The following is a 23,492-nucleotide window of genomic DNA, read 5'->3' as shown; positions in this document are numbered from 1 at the left end:
ACCAACGCTTCGAGGTCGAGCTTGCCGCGTCGGGCCAGCGCGGCGAGCACCGGGATGTCGCGCGCCGGGTCGCTGGCGCCGTAGACGCTGCCCTGGACCGCCTTGCCGTCGGCCATCAACGACAGCGCGGGGAACGTCACCTCCTCGGCGATGCCGGCGGCGCCCACCAGGGTCACCTTGCCGCCGCGGCGGGTGGCCTCGTAGGCCAGGCGCATCGTGGCGGGCTTGCCCACCACCTCGATCCCGTGATCGACCCCGAGGCCGCCGGTGAGGTCGCGCACCGCGGCGACGACGTCGACCTCGCCGGCATCGATCGTGTCGGTTGCCCCGTTGGCCAGCGCGGCGGGAAGCTGGCCGGCGACCCGGTCCGCGGCGATGATCGGCGCCGCGCCGGCCAGCCGCGCGCCTTGGATCGCGGCCAAACCCACACCGCCGCAACCGATCACGAGCACGCTCTCCCCCGGACGCACGGCCGCGGTGCGCATCACCGCGCCCACCCCGGTGGTGACGCCGCAGCCCAGCAGCGCCGCGAGGTCGAGCGGCAGCGACTCGTCGACCGGCACCACCGCCGCCGCCGGCAGCAGCGTCTCCTCGGCCAGCGACCCGACGCCCATTCCCGGCCACACCGGGGCGCCGGCGCCCTCGGCGTACGGGCCGCCGTAGGCGTGGTCGTAGCCGTGCACACACAGTTGAGCCTCGCCGCGCAGGCAATGCGGGCAGGCGCGGCAGGGCACGTTCCACGTCAGCACCACGTGGTCACCTGGGCTGACGGTGGTGACGTCGGCGCCCACCTCGGCCACGATCCCCGCGCCCTCGTGCCCGAGCGTCGACGGCAGCAGCGTCGGGATCGCCCCGTCGCGCAACGACAGATCGCTGTGGCACACGCCGCTGGCGTGCAGCCGCACCCGGACCTCGTGGCCACCCAGCGGTCGCAGCGCGAGCTCCTCCACCGCCGTCGGCCGTCCGACCTCGCGCAGCACGACGGCTTTCATCGGACCGCGCCTGTGATCTGCGTCATAGCGACATACGATGGCGGGACAATTGCCTTCGGTCAAGGGAGACGGGCGATGACGACTACGGTCCGCAAAGCGCCGGCCACGGACGCGGTATTGCCGATCGGCGGCCAGGCGCAGGAAGGCGCCGCCGGAACCTATCCCGTACACAACCCGGCCCGGCCGGCCGAGATCGTCGGCCACGCGCCGGCCGCCGACCGCCGCCAACTGGACGCCGCGGTGTCGGCGGCGCGGCGGGCGGCGCCGGAATGGCGGGCGCTGGGCGTCGCCGAGCGGGTCGCCGCCATCTCGGTCGCCGCGGCCACGGCCGCCGAACAGCTGGGCGCCCGCGACGGGGCGCGGCTGTACACCCGCGAGCACGGCAAGGTGCTCGCCGAGGCGAACTTCGAGATCAGCACCGGCCCGGGGCTCGCCGCGCTGATCGGTTCGATGGCCGAGGCGGCCCTGGCGCCCGAACAGGTCGACCCGGGCGCGGTTTATCCGCGGCTGCACCGGGAGCCGTTCGGCGTGGCCGCGCTCGTGCTGCCGTTCAACTGGCCGCTGGCGCTGACGATGACGAAGCTGGCGTCGGCGCTGACGGCGGGCAACACCGCCGTCGTCAAGGTGCCGCCGAGCTGCCCGCTGGCGGCGTTGCAGCTCGCCGGGGCGCTGGCCGCGGCGCTGCCGCCGGGCGTGGTGAACGTCCTGTCGGGACCGGGCAGCGAGCTGGCCCAGGCGCTGGTCACCCACCCGGGCATCGACCTGATCTCGCTGACCGGCGGCGTCGCCACCGGCCGCGCCGTCATGGCGGCCGCCGCGCCGCGCCTCACCCCCGTGCTGCTCGAGCTCGGCGGCAACGACGCCGCGATCATCGCTTCGGACATCGAGGTCACCGACGAGCTGGTGGAGCGGCTGGTGACGGCGACCTACACCACCGGCGGCCAGGTCTGCATGGCGATCAAGCGGCTGTACGCGCCCGCCGAACGGGTCGGCGAACTGGCCGAGGCGGTGCTCGCGCGCTGCGAACGCGAGGTGATCGGCGACGGCCTCGCCGAGGAGACCACGCTCGGCCCGCTGCACACCGCCGCCGGGCGCGACCGGGTCGCCGCGCTGGTCGGCGACGCCGAGGCCCAAGGCGCGTCGGTGCGGACCGCCGGGCGGATCCGCGAGGCCGACGCCGGCTCCGGCGGCTACTTCGCGCTGCCGACCGTCGTCACCGGCCTCGCCCCCGATTCGCGACTGGCCACCGAGGAGCAGTTCGGCCCGGTGCTGCCGATCTTCGGCTACGACGGCATCGACGACGCCGTAACCGCCGCCAACGCAACGGAATTCGGCCTAACCGCGTCGGTCTGGACGGGTGACGACGCGCTCGCCGACCGGATCACGGGCCAGCTCGTCGCGGGCACGGTCAGCGTCAACTGCCATGGCCTCGCCGCCCAGGACCCCCGCCTGCCGTTCGGCGGCTGCGGCCAGTCGGGCCTGGGCCGGGAGCTCGGCGTCGAGGGGATCCGGGCGTTCACCCAGCCGCGGGCGTTCGTCCGCCATCCGGTGCCGAACTAGCCGCTGCCCGCGATCGGCAGCCCCGGGCAGAGCTTGACGTAGCCCATATCGGGCGACACCCAGTCGCGCCACTGCTGGCGGCTCATGTTGGAAGTCAGCTTGGCGCACAGCATTTCCGGCGAGGCGTCCGCCGGCCACAGCCGGACCGTGGCGTCCACACCCGCGGAGGCCAGCCGTCGCCCGTCGGGGCTGAACGCCACGCCCAGCACCGGACCCGCGTGGCCTTCCAGGTAGGCGCCGAACGGCTGTCCGGTCGTTGCGTCCCAAAGCTGCAGCGTGCCTTCGCTTTCCGCGGTGGCCAGCCGCTGCCCGTTGGGGCTGAAGGCCACATCATTCACGGTGTCGCCGTTCCCTCTCAGGGCGTCATCGACCGACTGTCCGGTTCCCGCGTCCCACAGCCGCACCTGGTCGCCGCTCGCGGTGGCCAGCCGGCGACCGTCCGGGCTGAACGCCACCCCGAACACCGGGCCGGCTTGCCCGGCGATGACGGCGACCGATTGCCCGGTGCCGGCATCCCAAAGCCGCACCGTCTGGTCGAAACTGGCCGAGGCCAACCGGCGACCGTCGGGGCTGAATGCCACGCCGTCGACTCTGCCGGTGTGGCCGGTCAGGGCGATCGACTTGCCGGTGGCGGTGTCCCACAGCCGCACCGTCCGGTCGGCGCCGGCCGAAGCCAGCTGGCGGCCGTCGGGGCTGTACGCCACGCCGAGCACGGGGCCGGTGTGGCCGACCAGGGGCGCGCCGACCGGTTGGCCGGTCCCAGCGTCCCACAGCCGCACCGTCTGGTCGTCGCCGGCCGAGGCCAGGCGGCGCCCGTCCGGACTGAACGCCACGCCGAGCACGGGGCCGGCATGTCCGACCAGAGGCGCGCCGACCGGTTGGCCGGTCCCGGCGTCCCACAGCCGCACCGTCTGGTCCTCGCTGGCCGACGCGAGGCGGTGCCCGTCGGGGCTGAACGCCACACTGTTGACTTTGCCGGTGTGGCCCACCAGCGGTGCGCCGAACGGCAGGCCGGCGTCCCACAGCCGGACCGTGGCGTCGCTGCTGGCGCTGGCCAGCCGACGCCCGTCGGGGCTGAACGCCACGCCGTTCACGATGCCGGTGTGGCCAACCAGCAAAGGGCCCCGATCGTGGCCGGTATCGGCGTCCCACAGCCGCACGGTCTGGTCAGCGCTCGCGCTGGCCAGCCGGTGTCCGGCGGGGTCGAACGCCACGCTCTGCACCGGCCCGGTGTGACCGGTGAGCGGCGCACCCACCGGTTGACCTGTGTCGGCGTCCCATATCCGGACCGTCGTATCCATGCTCGCCGAAGCCAGCCGGTGCCCGTCGGGGCTGAACGCCACGCTGAGCACCGGGCCGATGTGGCCGACCAGTGGGGCGCCGACCGGTTGGCCGGTCCGGGCGTCCCACAGGCGCACGGTCTGGTCGTCGCTCGCGGTCGCCAGCCGCTGCCCGTTGGGGCTGTACGCCACACCGACCACCGAGCCCGTGTGACCGACGAGGCGGGGGCCGGGCGAGTAACCGGTCCGGACATCCCACAGTTGCACGGTGCGATCACTGCTCGCGGTGGCCAGCCAGTTCCCGTCCGGGCTGAACGCCACGCCCAGCACCGAACCGGTGTGACCGCGCAGCGGGACGCCGACCTGCTGGCCGGTTTCGGCGTCCCAGATCCGCGCCGTCTTATCCATGCTCGCGGAAGCCACCCGGCGCCCGTCGGGGCTGAACGCCACGCCGATCACGTTGTCTTGATGACCGGTCAGCGGCGCGCCGACCTGTTGTCCGGTCTCGGCGTTCCACACCCGCACCGTCTTGTCGAGGCCCACGCTGGCGAGCCGGCGCCCGTCGGGGCTGAACGCAACACCGTTGACCGCGCCGGTGTGGCCGGTGATGATTTTGAGGGTGCTGGCTCGTTGGGCCACCGCGGTATAGAGCGGGCCGTCATCGGCGGGAGTGAGCAGGGCGCGCGCGGCGAGGATTTGCTGGAATGCCCGCGCGTCGCCGCCGGGCTGGGTGCCGGCCAGCATGTCCTGCGCCTCCGCGATCAGAATCTGGCGCTGGGTGAGCAACTTCTGGTGCAGCTGGAGCTGCGCCTCGTGCCGGGCTTGGACCGCCTGCACGCTCAGCATCACGGCGACGAGGGCGACGGCGGCGGTGACCGCCAACGCGGCAACGAGGATCCGTGATCGCTTCCGCAGGGCGGCCGTACGTCGCTGGTCGACTTCCGGTCCGGCTTGCGGCCCGCCCGCGCGGGATGCCAAGGCGGCGTTTGTCTTTGCCGCGCGCCGCCGGTCTCGGTGTTCGCGTACCGGCTCGGTGAACACATCGTGCGCAAGTACGACGCGTTGCGCGCCATAGTGTTCCTCGAGCCGAAGCAGCCGCGAGCCGATCAGCCGGGTCAGTTCGTCGTCGGTGAGCCGCGAAGGCACCGCTTCCTCGCGAACGTAGCTGTCGCGGAATCCCTTCTCGGTAATGAGCTCGGACTCGATGAATTGCGCGACGCGCGGAGGGAAATCGCGCACACAGGACAGGTAGTAGTTCGACAGGATGTCGCGCTTGGCGTCCTCGACCAGTAGCTCGTCGAAGTGGCCCTGCCCGCGCCGCTTGCGTTCCTCGTTGAGCTCGCGGCAGAACAAGCTGAGCAGCGCGGGCTCCACCTCCGGAGCGTCCGAACCATCGAAGCCAGGCCGGGCGCGGTGCAGGTGCTCGCCCGCGACGATCGCGACCACCCGCCGCGCCAGCGAACGGGTCATCAGCTCTTCCGCCGGTTTGTACACCGCATCGACTGCCTCGGGTGTCCCCATCCGCAGCAGGCGCATCCGCGAGTCCCCGAGCGACGGGATGACCAGGCGCCACCCTTCGAGTTCGGGGAGGAACTCCTCGCGCAGGCTGATCAATAACTTGTAATTGCCCGCCCGCTCGGCCAGCTCAGCAAGCTCGTTCCTGAATTCGCGGACGAGTTCCTGGGCCCCCTGGCCGGGCGCACAGAGGTCTTCGAACTGGTCGACGACGATCACCGGCGTAAGCAACTCGCCCCGCTCGCTTCGGAGCTCGCGATGCAGATATTCCGAAAGAGATTCATCCTCCAAAGGCAGCACCGGATCACGCGCATCGGCCCGGACCGAGTCGTGGACCGATTGACGCAATTGGCGAGTGAGGGATGCCGCACCCGCCGCAAGGTCGAAGCGCACGTAGACCGGCAGAAAGTGGTGGCCGCGCAGCGACGGGAACAGGCCCGCCCGCAGCAACGACGTCTTCCCCAGGCCGGAGCGCCCATACAGGACGGTGATCGGGGCGTCGACAACGCAGCTCAGCAGCGTCGTCGATTCATGGCCGCGCCCGTGGAAGAACGCGGACGCGTATTCCTCGAACGCCTCGAGCCCCGGCCACGGGTTTTCGCTGTCGACCTGTTCGGCCGCCGTCGCGCGCGTCATGCCGCGCCACCAAACCCCAAGCGCACGAAGACATCCGGAGCCCGCGACGCCCCGCGCTTCGCGTTCGCCGAGACAACCGGAATCGACGAACGGATCGTTCGGCGGATCGCGGTCAAGTCCTACGCTCCCATGCGTCCCCCGGGCCTACAAAGCCCAACATATGCGGATGGCCAGGGTGTCGCAGGCTAAATCACTTTTTTCATATCTGCAAGCCCAAACGGACATCTCGGCTGTTTCTAGACTAGCCGTACGGCCGGGTCACCGGTTTTTCCTGCACGGCAAGGTGTTTGCGGTCCCGATGGGGGCGGCGAACGCGGGTAGAGTGGCTCGATGGCCGTCGGCGCGTCGAATGAGCGGATGATCGCCGGCGTCGCCGCCGCGTCCGTCTCGCTCGGGGTGGCCCAGCTGGTGGGCATCCCGTTCGGCGCGCGGGCCGACGCGCGGGCCGCGATCGGCTCGGTGGCCGTCGACGTGACACCGGGACCCGTCAAAGAGTGGGCGATCCAGACGCTCGGCTCCCTGGACAAGCCCTTCGTGGCCGTCGTCGTCCTGGTGGCGATCGCCACGATCGCCGCCCTCGCCGGGACCCTCGAGACTCCCCGCCGCCCCCTCGGCAGCGCCACGATCGGCGCGGCGGGCGTCCTTGGCTGCCTCGCGGTCTTGTCACGGCAGGGTGCGACGGCCCTCGACACCGTCCCCACCCTCGCCGGCGCCGCCTGCGGCGTGGCGACCCTTCGTTTGCTCACCCGTCGGATCTGGTCCGGCTCGGCCGACGGAGCCGGCGAGCCGGATGCGGGCAGGCGCAGGCTGGTCATGCTGGGACTGCTCGGGTTCGGGGTGGTGAGCGGCGTGGCGGGCGCGGTCCTCACGCGGTTGGCGCATTCGGTGGCCGCCGACCGCACCGGCTTCGCGCTTCCCCGCCCTCGCACGCCGGCGCCACCGGTACCCGCCGATGTGCAGCCGAACGGCGTTGCGCTGCCGAGCTTTATCACCTCCAACGCCGACTTCTACCGCGTGGACACCGCACTGACCGTTCCCCAACTCAGCCACACCGACTGGCGGCTGCGCATCCACGGCATGGTGGACCGCGAAGCCACCTACCGCTTCGACGACCTGGCCCGCTTCGATGTCGTCGAAACGGTGACGACGCTGACTTGCGTATCCAATCCCGTTGGCGGAAACCTGATTTCGACGGGTGTCTGGACGGGCTACCGGGTGGCCGATCTGCTGGCCGCGGCCGGCGTGCACGCGGACGCCGACATGGTGCTCTCGACGTCGATCGACGGGTTCACCGCCGGCACGCCCGTGCAGGCGCTCACCGATGGCCGCGCCGCGCTGCTGGCGGTCAGCCTCAACGGTCAGCCGCTGCCGATCGAGCACGGCTACCCGGCCCGGCTGGTGGTGCCCGGACTCTACGGCTACGTGTCGGCGACCAAGTGGGTCGTCGATCTGGAGCTGACCCGGTTCGACCGGGCGAAGGCGTACTGGACTCGGCAGGGCTGGGCGCCGCGCGCGCCGGTCAAGACCGAGTCGCGGATCGACGTGCCGACGGGCGGCCAGCGGGTGCCGATGGGCCCCGTGGTGTTCGGCGGCGTCGCGTGGGCACAGAATCGCGGCGTGCGGACGGTCGAGGTCCGCATCGACGATGACGGCTGGCGGCCCGCCGAGCAGGGTGCGAGTTATTCCAACGACACCTGGCGGTTGTGGCGCTTTCCCTGGCAGGCGAAAAGCCCTGGGAAGCACACCATCACCGTGCGCGCCACCGACAACACCGGAGCCACCCAGACGGCGGATCGGGTCGGCAGCGTCCCGGACGGCGCGACGGGCTGGCACACGGTGGATTTCACCGTCGTATAGGCGTGAAGCGCTACTTCGCAGAGAGCTTTCGCCAGCTGAACACCGCGATCGCGATGCCGATCAGCACGGTGATGGGACCGATGACGGACCAGGTTGTCGTGTTGCTCATCGGGCTGCCAAGAAGCACACCGAACCCCTGAAGTGCCCAGATCAGACCGAACAGCGCCACGATAATCCCGAACGCGAGCGTGACGACGAAAGTCCTTTTCATACAAGGATGCTACAAGTCCGGTGTTGGCGTTTAGGGAGCCGCGAAGTCACCGACGGCGGTCATCTTATTGCCGTCCGAGGCGGTCGCGAAGCCGACCGCGGTGAATGCGCAATTCAGGATGATCGCTCGGTGCGGGGGACTCCCCATCCACTGGGCGAGCGCCACGCTCGGACTCGCAGCGGATCCAGTGCCCGAGTAAACAATCTCACCCGTGTAGCTGGCCGGGACGTAGCCCGCATCGCTGATACGCGTCTGCGGTGAAGAGCCGTCCGAACCGATATGGCCGTTCACACCGTTCGCCAGCATGTCATCGGCGTGCCGCTGCGCTGCCGCTGTCAAACGCGGGTCATCGGTGATCACACCGCATGTCTGGCGAAGCCGGCTAACGCCGCTGTACACCGCGTTGCCCGAATTGTCCGCGTGCGCGGCAAAACCAAAAACTACGCCGAGAGCCGTTGCGAAGACAGAGCAGGTCGAGAAGGCGGAGACGATCTTGGCTGTCCTCTTCATGTTGCCTCTTGCCGAACACTCGCTTTGCTGTTGCTAGCAAACAATGCTAGCCACGTTCGGCCAGGAACGGTCGAAAATCGCCTGCGGCGTTCAGCGTGCGCCGACGAAGTCGCGGAACTTCTGCGGAACCTCGGATGCCGCGATCTTCGTGAGGAAGTCCGGCGTCGTAATGGCGCTGTAGGTTTCCTCGCCCCTGATGAAGCCGTCGGCGTTGAACGGCCAGACGACCAACATCCGCAGCGTGAGCAGATAGAAACCGTCTTGGTCGTCAACGGGAAAGCCCCGCGATGCCGCGTCGGCACCGTAGTAGAGGGAGCGCAGAACGCCCTCGGTGACGATGGTGTCGTCATCGACGACGATGCGGTCCATGTCCAACTCGAGGTACCACTGGCCGCCTTTCACAATCGTGTCTTCGTAGAAGCTTCGGACTGCTTGCCGCCCAACCGGACTCATGTCCGCGGGCGCTCCCCAGGCGATGTAACGCGGGTCTTCGGTCAGCGTTGACATCACGAGATCAAGATCCAATTGCGGAACGTCTTGGTCTGATCGATGAGCTCCGTCATGGTGTTCCTTCCCGCGGTCTGCCGGCGAATTTTGAGTGTGCACCGAGGGATTTCGCGTGTGCACACAGGGCGCCCTGGGCTCACATTCAAAGCCCAGAGTGCACACTCATGGCATCGCCTCGGCCATCGCGATGTGTCCGTCGAAGCCCAGCTTCGTCGCCGCGTCCCGGTAGCGGGCCACGAAGTCCCGGTATGCGGCGTCATCACCGCGGGCGCGGGCAACGAGCGCCCGCATCCGCAGCAATGGCAGCTCGTTGGCGACGAATCCGGGCTCGACGGGCGTGGCCGCCAGCCGGTCGATCGTCGCTTGCGCCTCGTCCACGTCAGTGTCATGTCCGCGCGACAGCAGGGCGGAAACGAGTGCGGCGCTGGCGGCGCCGCGCACCAGCATCTCCCCGGAATCGGTCAGCTCGGTCACGGTCGCGCGGGCGAGCGCGATGGCGCCGTCGACGTCGCCGGCCTCGGCCTTCAGTTGGGCAATGCGAATGTCGGCCATCGATACACCGAGCAGGTTTCGCAGCCGCAGCAGAGCGTCGCGCCCCGCCGATACCAACTCCAACCCGCCCTGGACATCCGAGTGTGTCAGCAGAAGCCCGTGAGCCACCTGCGCGAGCGCCACGGCAACGTCCTCGCCGCACCTTTCCGCGTCACCGAGCACGTCGGCCGTGTCGGACAGTGCCGCCGCGTCCGGCAACAGCAAGCCGTTCGTGACAGCGAGGGTGTACCCATAGGTGATCACGATTACCAGGCCGGATGGCCCGCGCAGCCCTTGCTGAATCGCGATGGCGCGTTGGAAATCGTCGCGCCAGTGCCGGTCGCCGAGCGCCGCGCGGGCGTGCGCGCTGTAGAGAAGCGCAACCGCCAGCGGAGATCCCAGCCCGGACACGTTCCCCTTCGAGCCGTCATCGCCAACCAGCTCGATCACTTTTTGCGCCACGCGCAGCGACTCGGCCGCCTCGCCGCCGTGGAGCTTGGCGAACATCGCCCCCGACATCACCGCGAAGTGGTCCATCGGGTCGACCGCCGAAGCGAACACGGCTATCTGTTCGGAAGCCAGCCGGACGGACTCGTGATGCCGATTGGACATGGTCAACGACAACACGGCGCCAGACAAGCTGGCGACGAGCCAGACCCTATTACCGGATGCGGTGCACAGCTCACGCAGATCCTCGAACCCCGTCTCCTCGGCGCTGCCGCCCACCCGCCAGGTGCTGTAGCACAACATCGTTCGGGGGTGGATGCGCAACGAGGTGCGGTCCGGGAGTTCGGCAGGCAACGCGTCCGCGACCTGCCGGGCCCGCTCCCAGCTTCGCCGCGCAGCGACGATATCCCTGGTCATCAACCAGGCTCCGGCCCGCATGTGCTGCGCGTAGGCGCCGAGCGATTCCCCGGCGGCATCCAGGTGTTCGGCGATCAACGCGGCGTTCTCGTCGGCCGATCCCGGGTCGTGTTCTCCGATTGCCGCGGCCAACCGGCGATGCAGCGCGGCGCGGTCGGACTTCAGTTGCGATTCATACGCCACCGCGCGGATGAGCGGGTGGCGAAACGCGTATTCGATGCGCGGCGTGGCAGCGACTTGCTCCATCAGGTCGGCCTCGATCAGCGGGGCCACGAGTGGGCCGTCCACGACGCTGGACAACAGGTCGGCGTCGAGCCGTGATCCGATCACCGCTGCGGCGTTCAGGGTTTGTTTCGCCCTGGCACCAAGCCGGTCGATGCGGGCTGCCAACGTCGCGTGCAGGGTCGCCGGAACCGTCACCTCGGCGATGTCGGTGGCGCTTCGGTAGCTGCCGCGATCCCCGTCGAGGACGCCGCGCTCGGCCAGGTCGCGCACCATCTCCTGGGCGAAAAACGGGTTGCCGCCCGCTCGCTCGGAGACGAGCTCCTTGACGGCCGCAACGGACGGATGCGATCCCAAGAGCTGCCCCAGCAATGTGCCGGTCTCCGCGACGGTAAGTGGGGCGAGTGAAATGGATTGCGCGCCCGGCGTATCGATCAATGGTCCGATGTATTCGGGACGGTAGGTGATCAACACCGCGGAAGGCGTTTGGCGAACGACGCTCAGGAACTCGCCGAACATCGAGTCGCTGACGTGGTCGATCCAATGCGCATCTTCGATGACGTACAGCGCCGCCACGGTTTGTGCCAGCCACGCCGATTGGATCAGGGCGGTCAACCGCCGGCGCCGCGCGTCGGGATCGATGTCCGGGGACGGCGTCCGCGTGTCCCGGATGCCGAGCAGATCGTCCAACAGCGTCAGGTCTTCGGGGTCGCCGTCGGGAATGCAATCACGGATGCGCACCCGCGCGGCGGCGCTGTCGATGTTGTTGAGCCCCAGCCGAGCCCGGAGCAATCCCGTCACCGCGTGAAACGGCACGTCGCTGGTGTGGGATTCGCAGTAGGTGAAAAACACCTCAGCGCCGAGGTGGCCGGCCAGCGCGGCCGACTCTTCCACGATGCGGCTCTTGCCCATGCCCGGTGAGCCGCGCACCCCGATCACCCTTCCGGCGCCACCGAAGGCCTCGTCGAAGACCTCGCCAATTGTGTTCAGCTCCGATGCGCGCCCCACAAGCGCCGGGTGGTTTCGCCCACTGCGCGGGCCCTCGAGGATGCCCACTAGGCGGCGCGCGGCCACCGGCTCGTCGGCGCCCTTGATGCGCACCAGCTCCGGGGCGCCGACCACCACGGCGTCCTCGACCAGCCTGGCGGTGGACATACTCAGCATCACCCCGCCGGGAGGAGCCGCCGATTCCATCCGCTGGGCCATGCCGACCTGCTCGCCGATCGCCGTGTAACCCAATGCGCGCGAACCGATCTCGCCCGCGATGACCTGGCCGGAGTTGAGGCCCACCCGCAGCCTCAGGTCCACGCCGTCGCGGCGGCCGATCTCCACGGCGAGCCCCTCGACCGCCTCCTGGATCGCCAGCCCGGCCAGGCAGGCGCGAAACGCATGATTTTCCAATGCAATTGGGGCGCCGAACACCGCCATGATGCCGTCGCCGGTGAACTTGTCCACGGTCCCGCCGTAGCGCCGCACCACCGCCGTGCAACGGTCGACCAGTGCGGCCATGATCTCGCGCAAACGCTCCGCACCGACGGCCGTCGCGATGTCCATCGATCCGACCACGTCGGCGAACAGAACCGTGACCTGTTTGTACTCCGCCTTGGCCTCGGTGGCGGCGACCGGTGAACCGCAACCGTGGCAAAACCGCGCATTCGCCAGAGGCTCGGTGCCGCACGTCCGGCATGCCGATGCGGTCGTCATCCGACCTCCGCCAATCCAGTTCCCAGCATTTGCAGTGGTCCTCAAAGGATAGGCGGTGGCAGGCGCGCGAGAACCGTCGGACGCACCGAAAAGTGGAGTAGCCGACTACGCGTGTGATGCGGTCCCCCGCCACCAAGACTTCCTGGTGAAAGCACTTCACCGACGACCTCTGGGGACCACAATGACCATCGCCGTTGATGCGCCGACCCGCCCGAGCGTCTTCGATGCCGGCCTGCCGACGATCGATTACGACCATTGCCAGAGCCCGGATGAGGCGCACGAAATCCTGCACCGGGCCAGGCGCCAGGCGCCGATCGCGATCGGCCCGCACGGGCCGGAGCTGCTGACCTACGAACTGGTTCGAACGGTGCTGCGCGACCCCCGATTCCGGTTGCCGCAGGGCATGTTCCTGGCCTCGCAAGGCATCACCAGCGGCCCGTTGTGGGAGCGCGTCGCCACGAACTTGATCAGTCTCGACGGACCCGAGCACCACCGGCTGCGACGACTGGTGTCCAAAGCGTTCACGCCGCGCGCCACGGCCCAGCTGCGCACGACGATTGTCGATGTGATCACCGAACTGGTGGACCGCCACGCCTCGACGGGGCGCTGCGAGGTGGTCACCGACATCGCGCGCCAGTACCCGATCCCGATCATCTGCGCGCTGCTGGGCGCCCCGGCCGGCGATTGGCAGCTGTTCTCGGACTGGACCGACGACATTTTCAAGGCCTTCAGCTGGGACGTCGCCGCCCACGAGCGGGCCATCCTGGCCGCGTGGGCGGAACTCGACGCCTACATCGACGACATGGTCGCCCAGCGGCGCCACACGCTAACCGACGACCTGATCTCCGAGCTGATCCGCGCCGAGGACGACGGCGATCGCCTGAACGCCGACGAGCTGCGCATGCTCGCGGCCGGCCTCCTGATCGCCGGCACCGACACCACCCGCAACCAGCTGGCGGCCTCCGTGCACGCGCTGTGCGAGCAGCCCGACCAGTGGGAGCTGCTGGCCCGGCATCCCGAGCTCGCCACCCAAGCCGTCGAAGAGACGATGCGCCATTCCCCGATCGCGGCCGCCACGCTGCGCACCGCCCTCGAGGACGTCGAAATCGCCGGGGTGGTCATCCCGGCCGGCACGCTGGTCATCGCCAACACCGCCGCCGCGAACCGCGACCCCGCCGTCTACGACGAGCCCGACCGCCTCGGCATCACTCGCACGGACGCCCCGCCGATGCAGACGTTCGGCGCCGGCATGCACTACTGCCTGGGCGCCAACCTGGCGCGACTGGAGCTGGCCGAAGCCCTGGCGATCATGACCCGGCGCATGCCCAACGCGCGGCGCACCGGTCCGGCTCCCTGGAAACCCCTCACCGGGCTGAGCGGACCGATCGCGCTGCCAATCGAATTCGACCCCGGACACTGAGGCCCGATTGAGTGTGCACCCAGGGCGTCGCTTGTGCACGGGTGGCGCCCTGGGTTCACACAGAAAGCCCGCCAAGCCAACTTCATATTGATTGCATAGATAGCATTGACAGCGCCGGAAAACCGACGATAGTCGTCAAGTATGGCGCTGCTGCCAGACCCTGATCCCCGGCAGCGACAACACGTCGTGATCTCGGTCGACGACCACGTCATCGAGCCGCCCGATCTGTTCATCGGCCGGCTCCCCGCGGCGCTGTCCGACCGCGCCCCGAAGGTCGTCGAGACCGACGACGGGCGCCAGGTGTGGCGCTACGAGGGCCGCGAGTATCCCAACATCGGCCTCAACGCGGTGATCGGACGGCCCCGCGAGGAATGGAGCATGGAGGCCGCCCGGTTCGACGAGATGCGGCGCGGCTGTTGGGATGTCGATGCCCGGATCGCCGACATGGACCTCGCCGGCATCTGGGCATCCCTGAACTTCCCGTCGTTGATCGCCGGGTTCGCCGGCACCGTTTTCTGGAAGAGCGACGACCTCGAGCTGGGCCTGGCCACCCTGCGGGCCTGGAACGACTGGCACCTCGAGGCGTGGGCCGGCGCCCATCCAGACCGGATCATCCCGCTGCAGCTGCCGTGGCTCGCCGACCCGCAGCTCGCGCCCGAAGAGGTCCGCCGCAACGCCGCACGCGGCTTCAAGGCGGTGAGCTTTCCCGAGCTGCCCGCCCAGTGCGGGATCCCGAGCCTGCACAGCGGCGCGTGGGATCCGTTCTTCGCCGCCTGCGAGGAGACCGGCACCGTGGTGTGCCTGCACACCGGTTCGGCGCAATGGGCGCCAATCCCCGCTCCGGACACGCCATTTGAGACCATCACCACCCTGTTCCCGGTGAACGGTCTGGTCGCGTGCGCGGACATGCTGTGGTCGGGCATACCGGTGCGGTTCCCGGGGCTGAACATCACGCTGGCCGAGGGCGGTCTCGGCTGGGCGGCCATGCTCGGCGACCGCGCCGATTACGTTCTGGCGCACTCCGCTTCGGGGCACGAGGGCGGCGCGTGGAAGAGCGACCTGCTGCCCAGCGAGGTGCTGCGGCGCAACTTCTGGTTCTGCTCGATCGACGACCCGCACGCGTTCGGCGCGCTCGACGCGATCGGGGCCGACCGCATCCTCGTCGAAAGCGACTACCCGCACGCCGACTCGACCTGGCCCGACACCCAACAGGTGGTGGCGCGCAACGTCGCGGGCCTGTCGGCGGAGGACGCCGCCCGGATCACCCACCGCAACGCCGCACAGCTGTTCCGCCACCCGCTGCCCGCCGACGGGTGGCTCGCCACAGCGTAGGAGGCTCGCCATGTTGGACCTACTCATCCGCGACGCCGAGATCGTCGACGGCACCGGCTCGCCCGCCCGCCACGGCGACGTCGGTGTCAGCAACGGGCGCATCGTCGCCGTCGGAGAGGCCGACGACATGGCCGCTAAAACCGTTGACGCCCAAGGGCAGACGCTTGCTCCGGGTTTCGTCGACCTGCACACCCACTACGACGCGCAACTGTTCTGGGACCCGACCGCCAGCCCGTCGGTGCAGCACGGCGTGACCACCGTCTTCGGCGGCAACTGCGGCTTCACGCTGGCGCCCGCGGCGCCCGACCAACACGACTACCTCACCCGGATGCTGGCGCGGGTGGAGGGAATGCCGCTCGACGCGCTGCGCGCCGGACTGGACTGGGGATGGGCATCGTTCGGCGATTGGCTGGGCCGCCTCGACGGCCGCACCGCGGTCAATGCCGGTTTCCTCGTTGGCCATTCGGCGCTGCGGCTGGCCGCGATGGGCGCCGACGCCGTCGGCGGCGAGGCGGGCCCGGACCAGATCGAAAAGATGGTCGCGGTCCTGCACGACGCGCTGGGCGCCGGCGCGCTCGGGCTGTCGACCTCGCAGTCGCCCACCCACAACGACGGCGCCGGCCAGCCGGTGCCGTCGCGCAGCGCGTCGCGCGAGGAACTGGTGGCGCTCGCGGGCGCGCTCCGCGACCACCCGGGCACCACGCTCGAGGCCATCATCCCCGGCTGCCTGTCGGGCTTCACCGACGACGACATCGCGCTGCTCACCGACATGTCGGTGGCCGCGGACCGCCCGCTGAACTGGAACCTGCTCGGCGTCTCGGCGGCCAACCCGGCCGGGCACCAAAAGCAGTTGCGCGCCTTCGACGCCTCGGCCCGACGCGGCGGCCGGGTGGTGGCGCTGACCCTGCCGCAGGCCATGAAGATCCGGCTGTCGTTCCTCTCCGGCTTCGTGCTCGACGGGCTGCCGGGCTGGCGCGACACGATGCACCTGCCGGTGCCCGAACGGCTTGTCGCGCTTGCCGATCCGCAGGTGCGCCGCCGCCTCGCCGAGGGCGCAGCCTCCAGGGAGGCCGGCATGCTGCGCGGCCTCGCGCAATGGGATCGGCTCGTCATCGTCGAGACGTTCGCACCCGAGAACGCCGACGCGACCGGCCGCAGAGTCGGCGAGGTCGCCGCCGCCCGGGGTGGCGAGCCCTTCGACACGCTGCTGGACGTCGTGATCGCCGACGAGCTGCGCACCGGCCTGTCCCCGCCGCTGACCGGTGACGACGCCGCCGACTGGCGGGCGCGCGCCGAGGTGTGGCACCACCCGGGCGCGGTGATCGGCGGCTCCGACGCGGGCGCGCACCTGGACATGATGTGCGGCGCCATCTACACGACGTCGCTGCTGGGCCGCGGCGTCCGCGAGCATCAGGTCGTCACGCTCGAGGAGGCCGTCCGGCTGATCACCGACGTGCCGGCCCGGTTCTACGGGCTGACCAGGCGCGGCCGCATCGAGCCGGGCTGGCACGCCGACCTGGTGCTGTTCGACCCGGCGACCGTCGACCACGGGCCCGAGCGCACCCGCTACGACCTGCCCGCCGGCGCGCCGCGTTTGGTCGCAGACGCGTACGGGATCACCTCGGTGCTGGTCGGTGGTGTCGAGGTGTGTCGCGACGGCGTCGCCACCGGCGCCCTGCCCGGCACCGTCCTGCGGTCCGGACGCGACACCGAGACGGTCAAAGCCTCGTGACGCCGGTCGAGTTCACTCCCGCTTTGCCAGCGCGTGCCAGGCCATCTCGGCCACGGCCTCGCAGTAGCGATCGTCGATAGGCAGGTCGGAGTAGAGAACGCGAATATTCAGCGGCGCCAGGACCATTTGCACAGCCGCCAGGGTATTCACGCCCGCGCGCAGCTCACCGCGTTCCCTGGCCCGATCGATGACCGCGCGCACCGAGGCAAAACGCGCCCGCCACAGCATGATTCGGGTTTCCTCGTCGTGATGCCCGGGACGCTCCATGACGAGCGCCCGAATGAACGTGCGGCCCTCCACGGAGTTGAGCCGGGCGGCCGCGCTGCGCGCGAACGCCCGCAGATCGGAACGCAGCGAACCCGTGTCCCTGACGAAGCTGAAGGCCTCGGCATCGGCGAGGGCCGCATCGACGATGAGCCGCTGCCGCTCGCCCCAGTAGTGGTAGACCATCGCGGGGTCGAGACGGTGGCGCTCCGCCATCGCCTCGATACTGAACCGCTCCACGCCCCAGCGGGCCAGCTCGTCGAGGGCCGCCGGCATCACCCGCGCCCGTATCTCCGCGGGCACGGGCGGGTTGGGTGGTTGAGACGGCCGCATCGATCTCCCCTTGTCCCCGCCTAGAGGTAGCCCGTCTGGTTCACCAGCCGCACCGACGACGCCCCATCCGAATAGAACTCTGCGATGCTCAGCGACGCCAGGTCAAGGTGCAAGCGGTAAAGGATGCCGGGCCCGGCATCCAGCGCCAGCCGCAGCAGCATCTTGATCGGCGTCACGTGGGAGACCACCAGCACCGTCGCGCCCTGGTGTGCCTCGACGATCCGCTCGCGCACGCGAAGCACCCGATCGAGCACGGCGTCGAAGCTTTCGCCGCCCGGCGGCGTCGTGCTGGTGTCGCGCAGCCACCGCCGGTGCAGTTCCGGATCACGTTCGGCCGCTTCGGCGAACGTCAGCCCCTCCCACGCCCCGAAATCCGTCTCGATCAAGTCGTCGTCCACGGTGACGTCCAGCCCGAGCGCCTTGGCCGCCGCCGCCGCGGTGTCGTAGGCCCGCTGCAACGGCGAGGAGATCACCGCAGCGATGCCGCCGCGCTCCGCCACGTATCGCGCCGCAGCCCCGGCCTGCCGGCGCCCCACGTCGGTCAGCGCCGGGTTGCCGCGCCCCGAGTAGCGGCGTTCCGCCGACAGTTCCGTCTGCCCGTGCCGAAGCAACAGCAGCCGGGTCGGTGTGCCCCGCGCCCCGGTCCAGCCGGGCGACGTCTTGGCCTCGGCCGCAATGCTTTTCGCTGGTTCGGCCGGTTCGTCGATATCGGCCGCGGCGTCCATCGCCTCGTTGGCCAGCCGATCGGCGTGCGAGTTGCGGGCCCGCGGCACCCAGGCATACGAGACCCGGTCGAACCGCGACGCCAGCTTTCGGGCCTGCGCGTGCAGCTCGATCAGGTCGGGATGCTTGACCTTCCACCGCCCGGACATCTGCTCGACGACCAGCTTGGAGTCCAAAAAGGCCTCGACTTCGGTGGCGCCCATCTGCAGGGCGTCGTCCAAACCGGCGATCAGCCCTCGGTATTCGGCGACATTGTTGGTCGCCACGCCGATGGCCTGCTTGCTCTCGGCCAGCACCGTCGAACGGTCCGCGGTGCGGACCACCGCGCCGTATCCGGCCGGTCCCGGGTTGCCGCGCGACCCTCCGTCGGCTTCGACGACGACCTTCACTGATCGAACCCCTTGACCCGCAACAGGATCGCGCCGCATTCCGGGCACCGCACCAGCTCGTCCTCGGGGGCGGCCGAGATGCGGGACAGTTCACCGCGGCCGATCTCGATCCGGCAGGCGCCGCACCGATGCCCTAGCAACGGCCCGGCCCCCGGCCCTCCCCTGGCGCGCTGCCGCTCGTACACGGCGGACAAGGCGGGATCCAGTTCCGCGGACAGTGTTTCGCGGCGCGACGAACGAGCCTGGCGGGCCTCGTCGATCTCGGCGACCGCGGCGTCGAGGGCCTCCTGGGCGTCCGCGAGTTCGGACTGCAGCGCCTCGACCGCGCGCTGCTCGTCGAGCAGCTGGGCCTGCAGCTCCTCGCGTCGCTCCATCACCTCCAGCAGCGAATCCTCGAGGCTGGTTTGACGCCTAAGCAGGGTCTCGAGCTCGTGCTGGAGATCCGACAGTTGCTTGGCGTCCGTCGCACCGGATTTGAGCATCGAGCGGTCCCGGTCTTCGCGTTGGCGCACCGCCTCGATCTCCGACTCGAACCGCGACACCTGGGCGTCCAGGTCTTCCAGGGCGATTCGCAGCGCGCCCAGCCGGTCGGCGGCGGCGTTGTGGTCGGCCCGGATCCGCTCGACGGCGTCCTGCTGGGGCAGGTGGGAGGCCTGGTGCGCGATGCGGGACAGCTCAGCATCCAGCTTCGACAATTCGAGTAGTGAAAGTTGCTGTGCGACCTCAGCTTTCATGCCTTCCCTCCCTCGCGCCAAGATCCCATGGATCGGTGCGGATGGTGCACACCCGAACGGGCAGCGCCTCTCCGAAGCGGGACCGCAAAATGCCGGCGGCCTGCTCGCACCACGGGAATTCGCTCGCCCAGTGCGCCACGTCGACCAGGGCCACGTTCGAGGCCCGGCGATGCTCGTCGGCCGGGTGATGCCGCAGATCGGCGGTGACATAGGCGTGCACGTCGGCGCCGGCCGCGGCGGCCAGCAGCGAATCCCCGGCGCCCCCGCAGACGGCGACCCGCGACACGGGCGCGTCGGGGTCGCCCGACGCGCGCACGCCCCACGTGGTCGGCGGCAGCGCGGCGTCGACGCGGGACACGAAGCTGCGCAGCGGTTCCGGCCGGGCCAGCGTGCCGATGCGGCCCAGCCCGGCGTCGCCGGGCGGAGGCACCAGCGCGAAGATGTCGAACGCGGGCTCCTCGTAGGGATGGGCGCCGCGCATCGCCGCCAGCACCGCTGCCCGGGCGCGCGACGGTGCGACGACCTCGAACCGGTCTTCGGGCACCCGTTCGACGGAGCCGACGCTGCCGATCGCCGGCGAGGCCCCCTCGTGCGGCAGGAACTGCCCGATGCCGCTCACGCTCCAGCTGCAATGCGAATAGTCGCCGATGTGGCCGGCGCCGGCCCCGAACACGGCCTGCTGCACCGCCTCGGCGTTTTCGCGGGGCACGTACACGACCCACTTGTCGAGATCGCCCGCCGCCGCGAGCGGTTCGAGCGCGGCCTCGACGGTGAGCCCGAGGGCGTCGGCCAGCGCGTCGGACACCCCCGGCGACGCGGAGTCGGCGTTGGTGTGCGCGGTGAACAGCGACCGCCCGGTGCGGATCAGGCGGTGCACGAGCGCGCCCTTCGGCGTGCTGGCCGCCACGGTGTCGACCCCGCGCAGCAGCAACGGGTGATGGGCCAGCAGCAGCGCGCCGTCGGGAACCTCGTCGACGACGGCCGGTGTCGCGTCGACGGCGACGGTCACCGAGTCCAGTGCGTCGTCGGGGTCGCCGCACACCAGGCCGACCGAGTCCCACGATTGGGCGAGATGCGGCGGGTACGCCTCGTCGAGCACCTCGATCACGTCGGCCAGTCGCACGCTCACCGGACCACCTCCGCGATGGCCTGGACCAGCAGCGGCCAGTCCCGTCGCACCGCCGCCCGCAGGTACCGGTCGTCCAGGCCGACGAAGGTGTCGCACCGGCGAACGGCAATCCCCTTGCGCTCCAAGCCCGTTCGTATCCGAGCGGCGTCTGGCATGCGGAACAGGACGAACGGGCCGCGGCCGTCCACCACGTCGGCGCCCACGGATGCCAGCCCGGCCGCCATCTCGTCGCGCAGCTCGGCCAATCGCAGCGCGCCGGCCGCCGCCTCGGCGACGGCCCGCGGGTCGCAGCATTCCGCGATGGCCGTCAGCTGCAGGGTCCCCACCGGCCAGTGCGCGCGCCGCGCGGTCAGCCGCGCCAACAGCTCCGGCGCGCCCAGGGCGTAGCCGACACGCAGGCCGGCCAGCGCCCACGTCTTGGTCAGGCTGCGCAGCACCAGCACGTCGGGCAGCGAGTCACCCGCCAGCGATTCCGGCTCACCGGGAACCGCGTCGGCGAACGCCTCGTCGACCACCAGGATCCGGCCGGGCCGACGCAGTGCGAGCAGCTGTTCGCGGGTGTGCAACACCGAGGTGGGATTCGTCGGGTTGCCCACCACGACGAGGTCGGCGTCGTCGGGCACCCGCGCGCCGTCCAGGCGGAATGGCGCCCCCAGGACCACGTGCCGAACCGGCACCCCGGCCGCGCCCAACGCCACGGCCGGCTCGGTGAACGACGGCGCCACGATCGCCGCGCGCGCCGGGCGCAGGTTGGGCAGCAACGCGAAGCCCTCGGCCGCACCGGCCAGCGGCAGCACCTCGTCGCGGCTGCGGCCGTGTCGCTCGGCGGCCGCGTCCTGCGCCCGGTGCACGTCGGGCGGCCCCGGGTAGCGCGCCAGGTCGGGCAGCCGCGCGGCCAGCCGGCGCAGCAGCCACTCCGGCGGCCGCGCGTGCCGGACGTTGACGGCGAAATCGAGCATCCCGGGCGCCACGGCCTGATCGCCGTGATAGCGCGCCGCCGCTGGCGGGCTCGGGTTCAGAGTCGCCATCCGAGAAACACTAGTGGGCCGCCGTAAGCGCGTGCGGCCATCCGGGACAATGAAGAGGTGACGGGCACTATCGCGGACGCACCGCAGCTGGTGATCTTCGACCTCGACGGCACGCTGACCGACTCGGCGGAGGGGATCGTGGCCAGCTTCCTGCACGCGCTGACCCACGTCGGGGCGGCCGTGCCCGCGGGCGACCTGGCCGCGCAGATCGTCGGTCCGCCGATGGACGACACCTTCCGGTCGATGTTCGGCGACTCCGCGGACGACGCGATCACGGCCTTCCGCGCCGAGTACGGCGCCCGGGGCTGGGCGATGAACACGCTGTTCGACGGCATCGAGCCCCTACTGGCCGACCTGCGCGCCGCCGATGTCCGGCTGGCCGTGGCCACCTCCAAGCTGGAACCGACGGCGCGGCGCATCCTCGCCCATTTCGGGCTGGACGGGTATTTCGAGGTGATCGCCGGCGCGGCCCCCGACGGCTCGCGCAAGACCAAGGAGGAGGTGCTGGCCCACGCCCTCGAACAGCTGCAGCCGCTGCCCGAACGCGTGCTGATGGTCGGCGACCGTAGCCACGACGTGCACGGCGCGGCCGCGCACGGAATCGACACGGTGGTGGTCGGTTGGGGTTACGGGCGCGACGACTTTCACGACGGATTCACCCTGACCGGCGTGACGCACGCCGCGACCGTCCAGGAGTTGCGGAGGGCCCTCGGTGTCTGAGCGTCTGCACGTCACCTTCGTGTGCACCGGCAACATCTGCCGTTCCCCGATGGCCGAGAAGATGTTCGCCGACCAGCTGCAGCGGCGCGGCCTCAGCGACGCGGTCCGCGTGACCAGCGCGGGCACCGGCAACTGGCACGTCGGCAGTTGCGCCGACGACAGGGCCACCCGCGTGCTGCATTCCCACGGCTATCCCACCGCCCACTGCGCCGCGCAGCTGAACGACGATCACCTCGCCGCCGACCTGGTGGTGGCTCTCGGCCGCAATCACGTTCGGATGCTGCGCCAGCTCGGCGTCGAGGAAGACCGGATCCGGATGCTGCGGTCGTTCGACCCGCGCTCGGGCGCGCACGCCCTCGACGTCGAGGATCCCTACTACGGCGACCACGACGACTTCGAGGACGTCTTCACCGTCATCGAGGCCGCCCTGCCCGGCCTGCACGCCTGGGTCGACGAACGGCTCGCGGAAAACGGGCACGCCTAGATGCGACGCTTGGCGTTTCTGCTGCGGCCGGGCTGGATCGCCCTGGCGCTCGTGGTGATCGCCTTCACCTACTTGTGCTTCATGGTGCTCGCGCCGTGGCAGCTGGGAAAGAACACCCGGACATCGCGGGAGAATCACCAGATCGAGTACTCCCTCAACACCCCGCCCGTCGCACTGAAAACCCTGCTGCCCCAGCAGGATTCGTCGGCGTCCGGCGCGCAGTGGCGCCGGGTGACGGCGACCGGGCACTTCCTGCCCGACGTGCAGGTGCTGGCCCGCCTGCGGGTGGTCGAGGGGGATCAGGCGTTCGAGGTGCTGGCGCCCTTCGTCGTCGACGACGGCCCCACCGTGCTGGTCGATCGGGGCTACGTGCGGCCCGAGCCGGGATCGCACGTCCCCCCGATCCCCCGCCCGCCGGCCGAGACGGTGACGATCACGGCACGGCTGCGCGATTCCGAGCCCACCGTGACGGGCAAGGATCCTTTCGTCAGAGACGGTGTGCAGCAGGTGTATTCGATCAGCACCGCACAGGTCTCGGCGTTGACGAAGGTGCCGCTGGCCGGGTCCTATCTGCAATTGGTCGACAACCAGCCCGGCGGACTGGGCGTGATCGGCGTGCCGCACCTCGACGCGGGGCCGTTCCTGTCCTACGGCATCCAGTGGATCTCGTTCGGCATCCTCGCGCCCATCGGGCTGGGCTACTTCGTCTACTCCGAGCTGCGGGTGCGCCGACGGGAAAAACAACAAAGCGCCGCCACGCCGGTGACCGTCGAGGACAAGCTCGCCGACCGCTACGGCCGGCGGCGGTAGGCCCT

At 70.3% G+C, this 23,492-nt stretch carries 19 protein-coding genes; 8 read left to right on the top strand and 11 right to left on the bottom strand.

Annotation, left to right across the window (positions count from 1 at the left end):
- On the bottom strand, nucleotides 1–992 hold a 992-nt coding region (locus A5655_RS04370; protein WP_067005923.1), incomplete at its 3' end, for a zinc-binding dehydrogenase.
- Between the two features lie 75 nt (nucleotides 993–1,067).
- Between A5655_RS04370 and A5655_RS04365 the strand changes: the two genes are divergently transcribed.
- Nucleotides 1,068–2,552, top strand: a complete 1,485-nt coding sequence (locus A5655_RS04365) for an aldehyde dehydrogenase family protein (protein WP_067005921.1) — start codon at nucleotides 1,068–1,070, stop codon at nucleotides 2,550–2,552.
- Here the strand turns inward: A5655_RS04365 and A5655_RS04360 are convergent.
- Nucleotides 2,549–5,983 carry a WD40 repeat domain-containing protein gene (locus A5655_RS04360; protein WP_067005919.1) on the bottom strand — a complete coding sequence of 1,145 codons (3,435 nt, stop codon included), beginning with the start codon at nucleotides 5,981–5,983 and terminating at the stop codon, nucleotides 2,549–2,551. The two genes, A5655_RS04365 and A5655_RS04360, sit on opposite strands and share 4 nt — an antisense overlap.
- A gap of 330 nt (nucleotides 5,984–6,313) precedes the next feature.
- On the opposite strand from A5655_RS04360, the gene A5655_RS04355 reads away from it, so the two are divergent.
- Nucleotides 6,314–7,840: a molybdopterin-dependent oxidoreductase gene (locus A5655_RS04355; RefSeq protein WP_067005917.1), complete on the top strand. Its 1,527-nt coding sequence runs from the start codon at nucleotides 6,314–6,316 to the stop codon at nucleotides 7,838–7,840.
- A 10-nt stretch (nucleotides 7,841–7,850) separates the two neighbouring features.
- Here A5655_RS04355 and A5655_RS04350 read toward each other — a convergent pair whose 3' ends face one another.
- From A5655_RS04350 to A5655_RS04335, 4 genes are all read right to left on the bottom strand, one after another.
- The gene (locus A5655_RS04350; RefSeq protein WP_067005915.1) at nucleotides 7,851–8,051 is read right to left on the bottom strand and encodes a hypothetical protein; all 201 of its coding nucleotides are present in this window, start codon (nucleotides 8,049–8,051) and stop codon (nucleotides 7,851–7,853) included.
- A 30-nt stretch (nucleotides 8,052–8,081) separates the two neighbouring features.
- Nucleotides 8,082–8,561, bottom strand: coding sequence for a CAP domain-containing protein (locus A5655_RS04345; RefSeq protein ID WP_197508591.1), 480 nt, complete (start codon nucleotides 8,559–8,561; stop codon nucleotides 8,082–8,084).
- Between the two features lie 90 nt (nucleotides 8,562–8,651).
- Nucleotides 8,652–9,068: a nuclear transport factor 2 family protein gene (locus A5655_RS04340; protein WP_156764686.1), complete on the bottom strand. Its 417-nt coding sequence runs from the start codon at nucleotides 9,066–9,068 to the stop codon at nucleotides 8,652–8,654.
- 162 nt (nucleotides 9,069–9,230) lie between these two features.
- On the bottom strand, nucleotides 9,231–12,389 hold the full coding sequence (locus A5655_RS04335; protein ID WP_067005911.1) for an adenylate/guanylate cyclase domain-containing protein: 3,159 nt from the start codon (nucleotides 12,387–12,389) through the stop codon (nucleotides 9,231–9,233).
- A gap of 181 nt (nucleotides 12,390–12,570) precedes the next feature.
- On the opposite strand from A5655_RS04335, the gene A5655_RS04330 reads away from it, so the two are divergent.
- From A5655_RS04330 to A5655_RS04320, 3 genes are all read left to right on the top strand, one after another.
- Nucleotides 12,571–13,809, top strand: coding sequence for a cytochrome P450 (locus A5655_RS04330; protein ID WP_067005909.1), 1,239 nt, complete (start codon nucleotides 12,571–12,573; stop codon nucleotides 13,807–13,809).
- Nucleotides 13,810–13,950: 141 nt separating this feature from the next.
- Nucleotides 13,951–15,141, top strand: coding sequence for an amidohydrolase family protein (locus A5655_RS04325; RefSeq protein ID WP_067005907.1), 1,191 nt, complete (start codon nucleotides 13,951–13,953; stop codon nucleotides 15,139–15,141).
- Nucleotides 15,142–15,151: 10 nt separating this feature from the next.
- Nucleotides 15,152–16,873 carry an amidohydrolase family protein gene (locus A5655_RS04320; protein ID WP_067005905.1) on the top strand — a complete coding sequence of 574 codons (1,722 nt, stop codon included), beginning with the start codon at nucleotides 15,152–15,154 and terminating at the stop codon, nucleotides 16,871–16,873.
- Nucleotides 16,874–16,885: 12 nt separating this feature from the next.
- On the opposite strand, the gene A5655_RS04315 is transcribed toward A5655_RS04320, so the two are convergent.
- The 5 genes from A5655_RS04315 to cobC all read right to left on the bottom strand — a co-directional run bounded on the left by A5655_RS04315 (nucleotide 16,886) and on the right by cobC (nucleotide 21,473).
- Nucleotides 16,886–17,413, bottom strand: a complete 528-nt coding sequence (locus tag A5655_RS04315) for a TetR-like C-terminal domain-containing protein (RefSeq protein WP_231999062.1) — start codon at nucleotides 17,411–17,413, stop codon at nucleotides 16,886–16,888.
- 77 nt (nucleotides 17,414–17,490) lie between these two features.
- Nucleotides 17,491–18,582: a bifunctional RNase H/acid phosphatase gene (locus A5655_RS04310; RefSeq protein WP_067005902.1), complete on the bottom strand. Its 1,092-nt coding sequence runs from the start codon at nucleotides 18,580–18,582 to the stop codon at nucleotides 17,491–17,493.
- A complete protein-coding gene (locus A5655_RS04305; RefSeq protein ID WP_067005900.1) occupies nucleotides 18,579–19,316 on the bottom strand; it encodes a zinc ribbon domain-containing protein in 738 nt (245 codons plus the stop codon). The genes A5655_RS04310 and A5655_RS04305 overlap by 4 nt, the downstream gene beginning before the upstream one ends.
- Entirely contained in the window at nucleotides 19,306–20,445 is a 1,140-nt protein-coding gene (locus tag A5655_RS04300; protein ID WP_067005898.1) for a Nif3-like dinuclear metal center hexameric protein, read from the bottom strand. Before A5655_RS04300 ends, A5655_RS04305 begins: the two co-directional genes overlap by 11 nt.
- On the bottom strand, nucleotides 20,442–21,473 hold the full coding sequence (gene cobC, locus A5655_RS04295) for an Rv2231c family pyridoxal phosphate-dependent protein CobC (RefSeq protein ID WP_067005896.1): 1,032 nt from the start codon (nucleotides 21,471–21,473) through the stop codon (nucleotides 20,442–20,444). Before cobC ends, A5655_RS04300 begins: the two co-directional genes overlap by 4 nt.
- A 90-nt stretch (nucleotides 21,474–21,563) precedes the next feature.
- On the opposite strand from cobC, the gene A5655_RS04290 reads away from it, so the two are divergent.
- Genes A5655_RS04290 through A5655_RS04280 form a run of 3 tightly spaced genes read left to right on the top strand, consistent with a single transcriptional unit; the run spans nucleotide 21,564 to nucleotide 23,487 of the window.
- On the top strand, nucleotides 21,564–22,193 hold the full coding sequence (locus A5655_RS04290) for an HAD-IA family hydrolase (RefSeq protein ID WP_067005944.1): 630 nt from the start codon (nucleotides 21,564–21,566) through the stop codon (nucleotides 22,191–22,193).
- A complete protein-coding gene (locus A5655_RS04285; protein ID WP_067005894.1) occupies nucleotides 22,186–22,677 on the top strand; it encodes a low molecular weight protein-tyrosine-phosphatase in 492 nt (163 codons plus the stop codon). The genes A5655_RS04290 and A5655_RS04285 overlap by 8 nt, the downstream gene beginning before the upstream one ends.
- A complete protein-coding gene (locus tag A5655_RS04280) occupies nucleotides 22,678–23,487 on the top strand; it encodes an SURF1 family protein (RefSeq protein WP_067005893.1) in 810 nt (269 codons plus the stop codon).
- Nucleotides 23,488–23,492: the final 5 nt, after the last annotated feature.

It is taken from the genome of Mycobacterium sp. 1081908.1 (assembly GCF_001673535.1).
Lineage (GTDB): Bacteria > Actinomycetota > Actinomycetes > Mycobacteriales > Mycobacteriaceae > Mycobacterium.
This window is presented reverse-complemented; position numbering and strand designations above follow the sequence as displayed.

What these genes read in the sequence shown, in the direction of transcription:
- A5655_RS04320 (WP_067005905.1), top strand. Translation starts at nt 15,152, where the DNA reads ATGTTGGACCTACTCATCCGCGACGCCGAGATCGTCGACGGCACCGGC.
- A5655_RS04330 (WP_067005909.1), top strand. Translation starts at nt 12,571, where the DNA reads ATGACCATCGCCGTTGATGCGCCGACCCGCCCGAGCGTCTTCGATGCC.
- A5655_RS04335 (WP_067005911.1), bottom strand. Translation starts at nt 12,389, where the DNA reads ATGACGACCGCATCGGCATGCCGGACGTGCGGCACCGAGCCTCTGGCG.
- A5655_RS04365 (WP_067005921.1), top strand. Translation starts at nt 1,068, where the DNA reads ATGACGACTACGGTCCGCAAAGCGCCGGCCACGGACGCGGTATTGCCG.
- A5655_RS04305 (WP_067005900.1), bottom strand. Translation starts at nt 19,316, where the DNA reads ATGAAAGCTGAGGTCGCACAGCAACTTTCACTACTCGAATTGTCGAAG.
- A5655_RS04350 (WP_067005915.1), bottom strand. Translation starts at nt 8,051, where the DNA reads ATGAAAAGGACTTTCGTCGTCACGCTCGCGTTCGGGATTATCGTGGCG.
- A5655_RS04355 (WP_067005917.1), top strand. Translation starts at nt 6,314, where the DNA reads ATGGCCGTCGGCGCGTCGAATGAGCGGATGATCGCCGGCGTCGCCGCC.
- A5655_RS04315 (WP_231999062.1), bottom strand. Translation starts at nt 17,413, where the DNA reads ATGCCGGCGGCCCTCGACGAGCTGGCCCGCTGGGGCGTGGAGCGGTTC.
- A5655_RS04345 (WP_197508591.1), bottom strand. Translation starts at nt 8,561, where the DNA reads ATGAAGAGGACAGCCAAGATCGTCTCCGCCTTCTCGACCTGCTCTGTC.
- A5655_RS04340 (WP_156764686.1), bottom strand. Translation starts at nt 9,068, where the DNA reads ATGTCAACGCTGACCGAAGACCCGCGTTACATCGCCTGGGGAGCGCCC.
- cobC (WP_067005896.1), bottom strand. Translation starts at nt 21,473, where the DNA reads ATGGCGACTCTGAACCCGAGCCCGCCAGCGGCGGCGCGCTATCACGGC.
- A5655_RS04325 (WP_067005907.1), top strand. Translation starts at nt 13,951, where the DNA reads ATGGCGCTGCTGCCAGACCCTGATCCCCGGCAGCGACAACACGTCGTG.
- A5655_RS04360 (WP_067005919.1), bottom strand. Translation starts at nt 5,983, where the DNA reads ATGACGCGCGCGACGGCGGCCGAACAGGTCGACAGCGAAAACCCGTGG.
- A5655_RS04280 (WP_067005893.1), top strand. Translation starts at nt 22,678, where the DNA reads ATGCGACGCTTGGCGTTTCTGCTGCGGCCGGGCTGGATCGCCCTGGCG.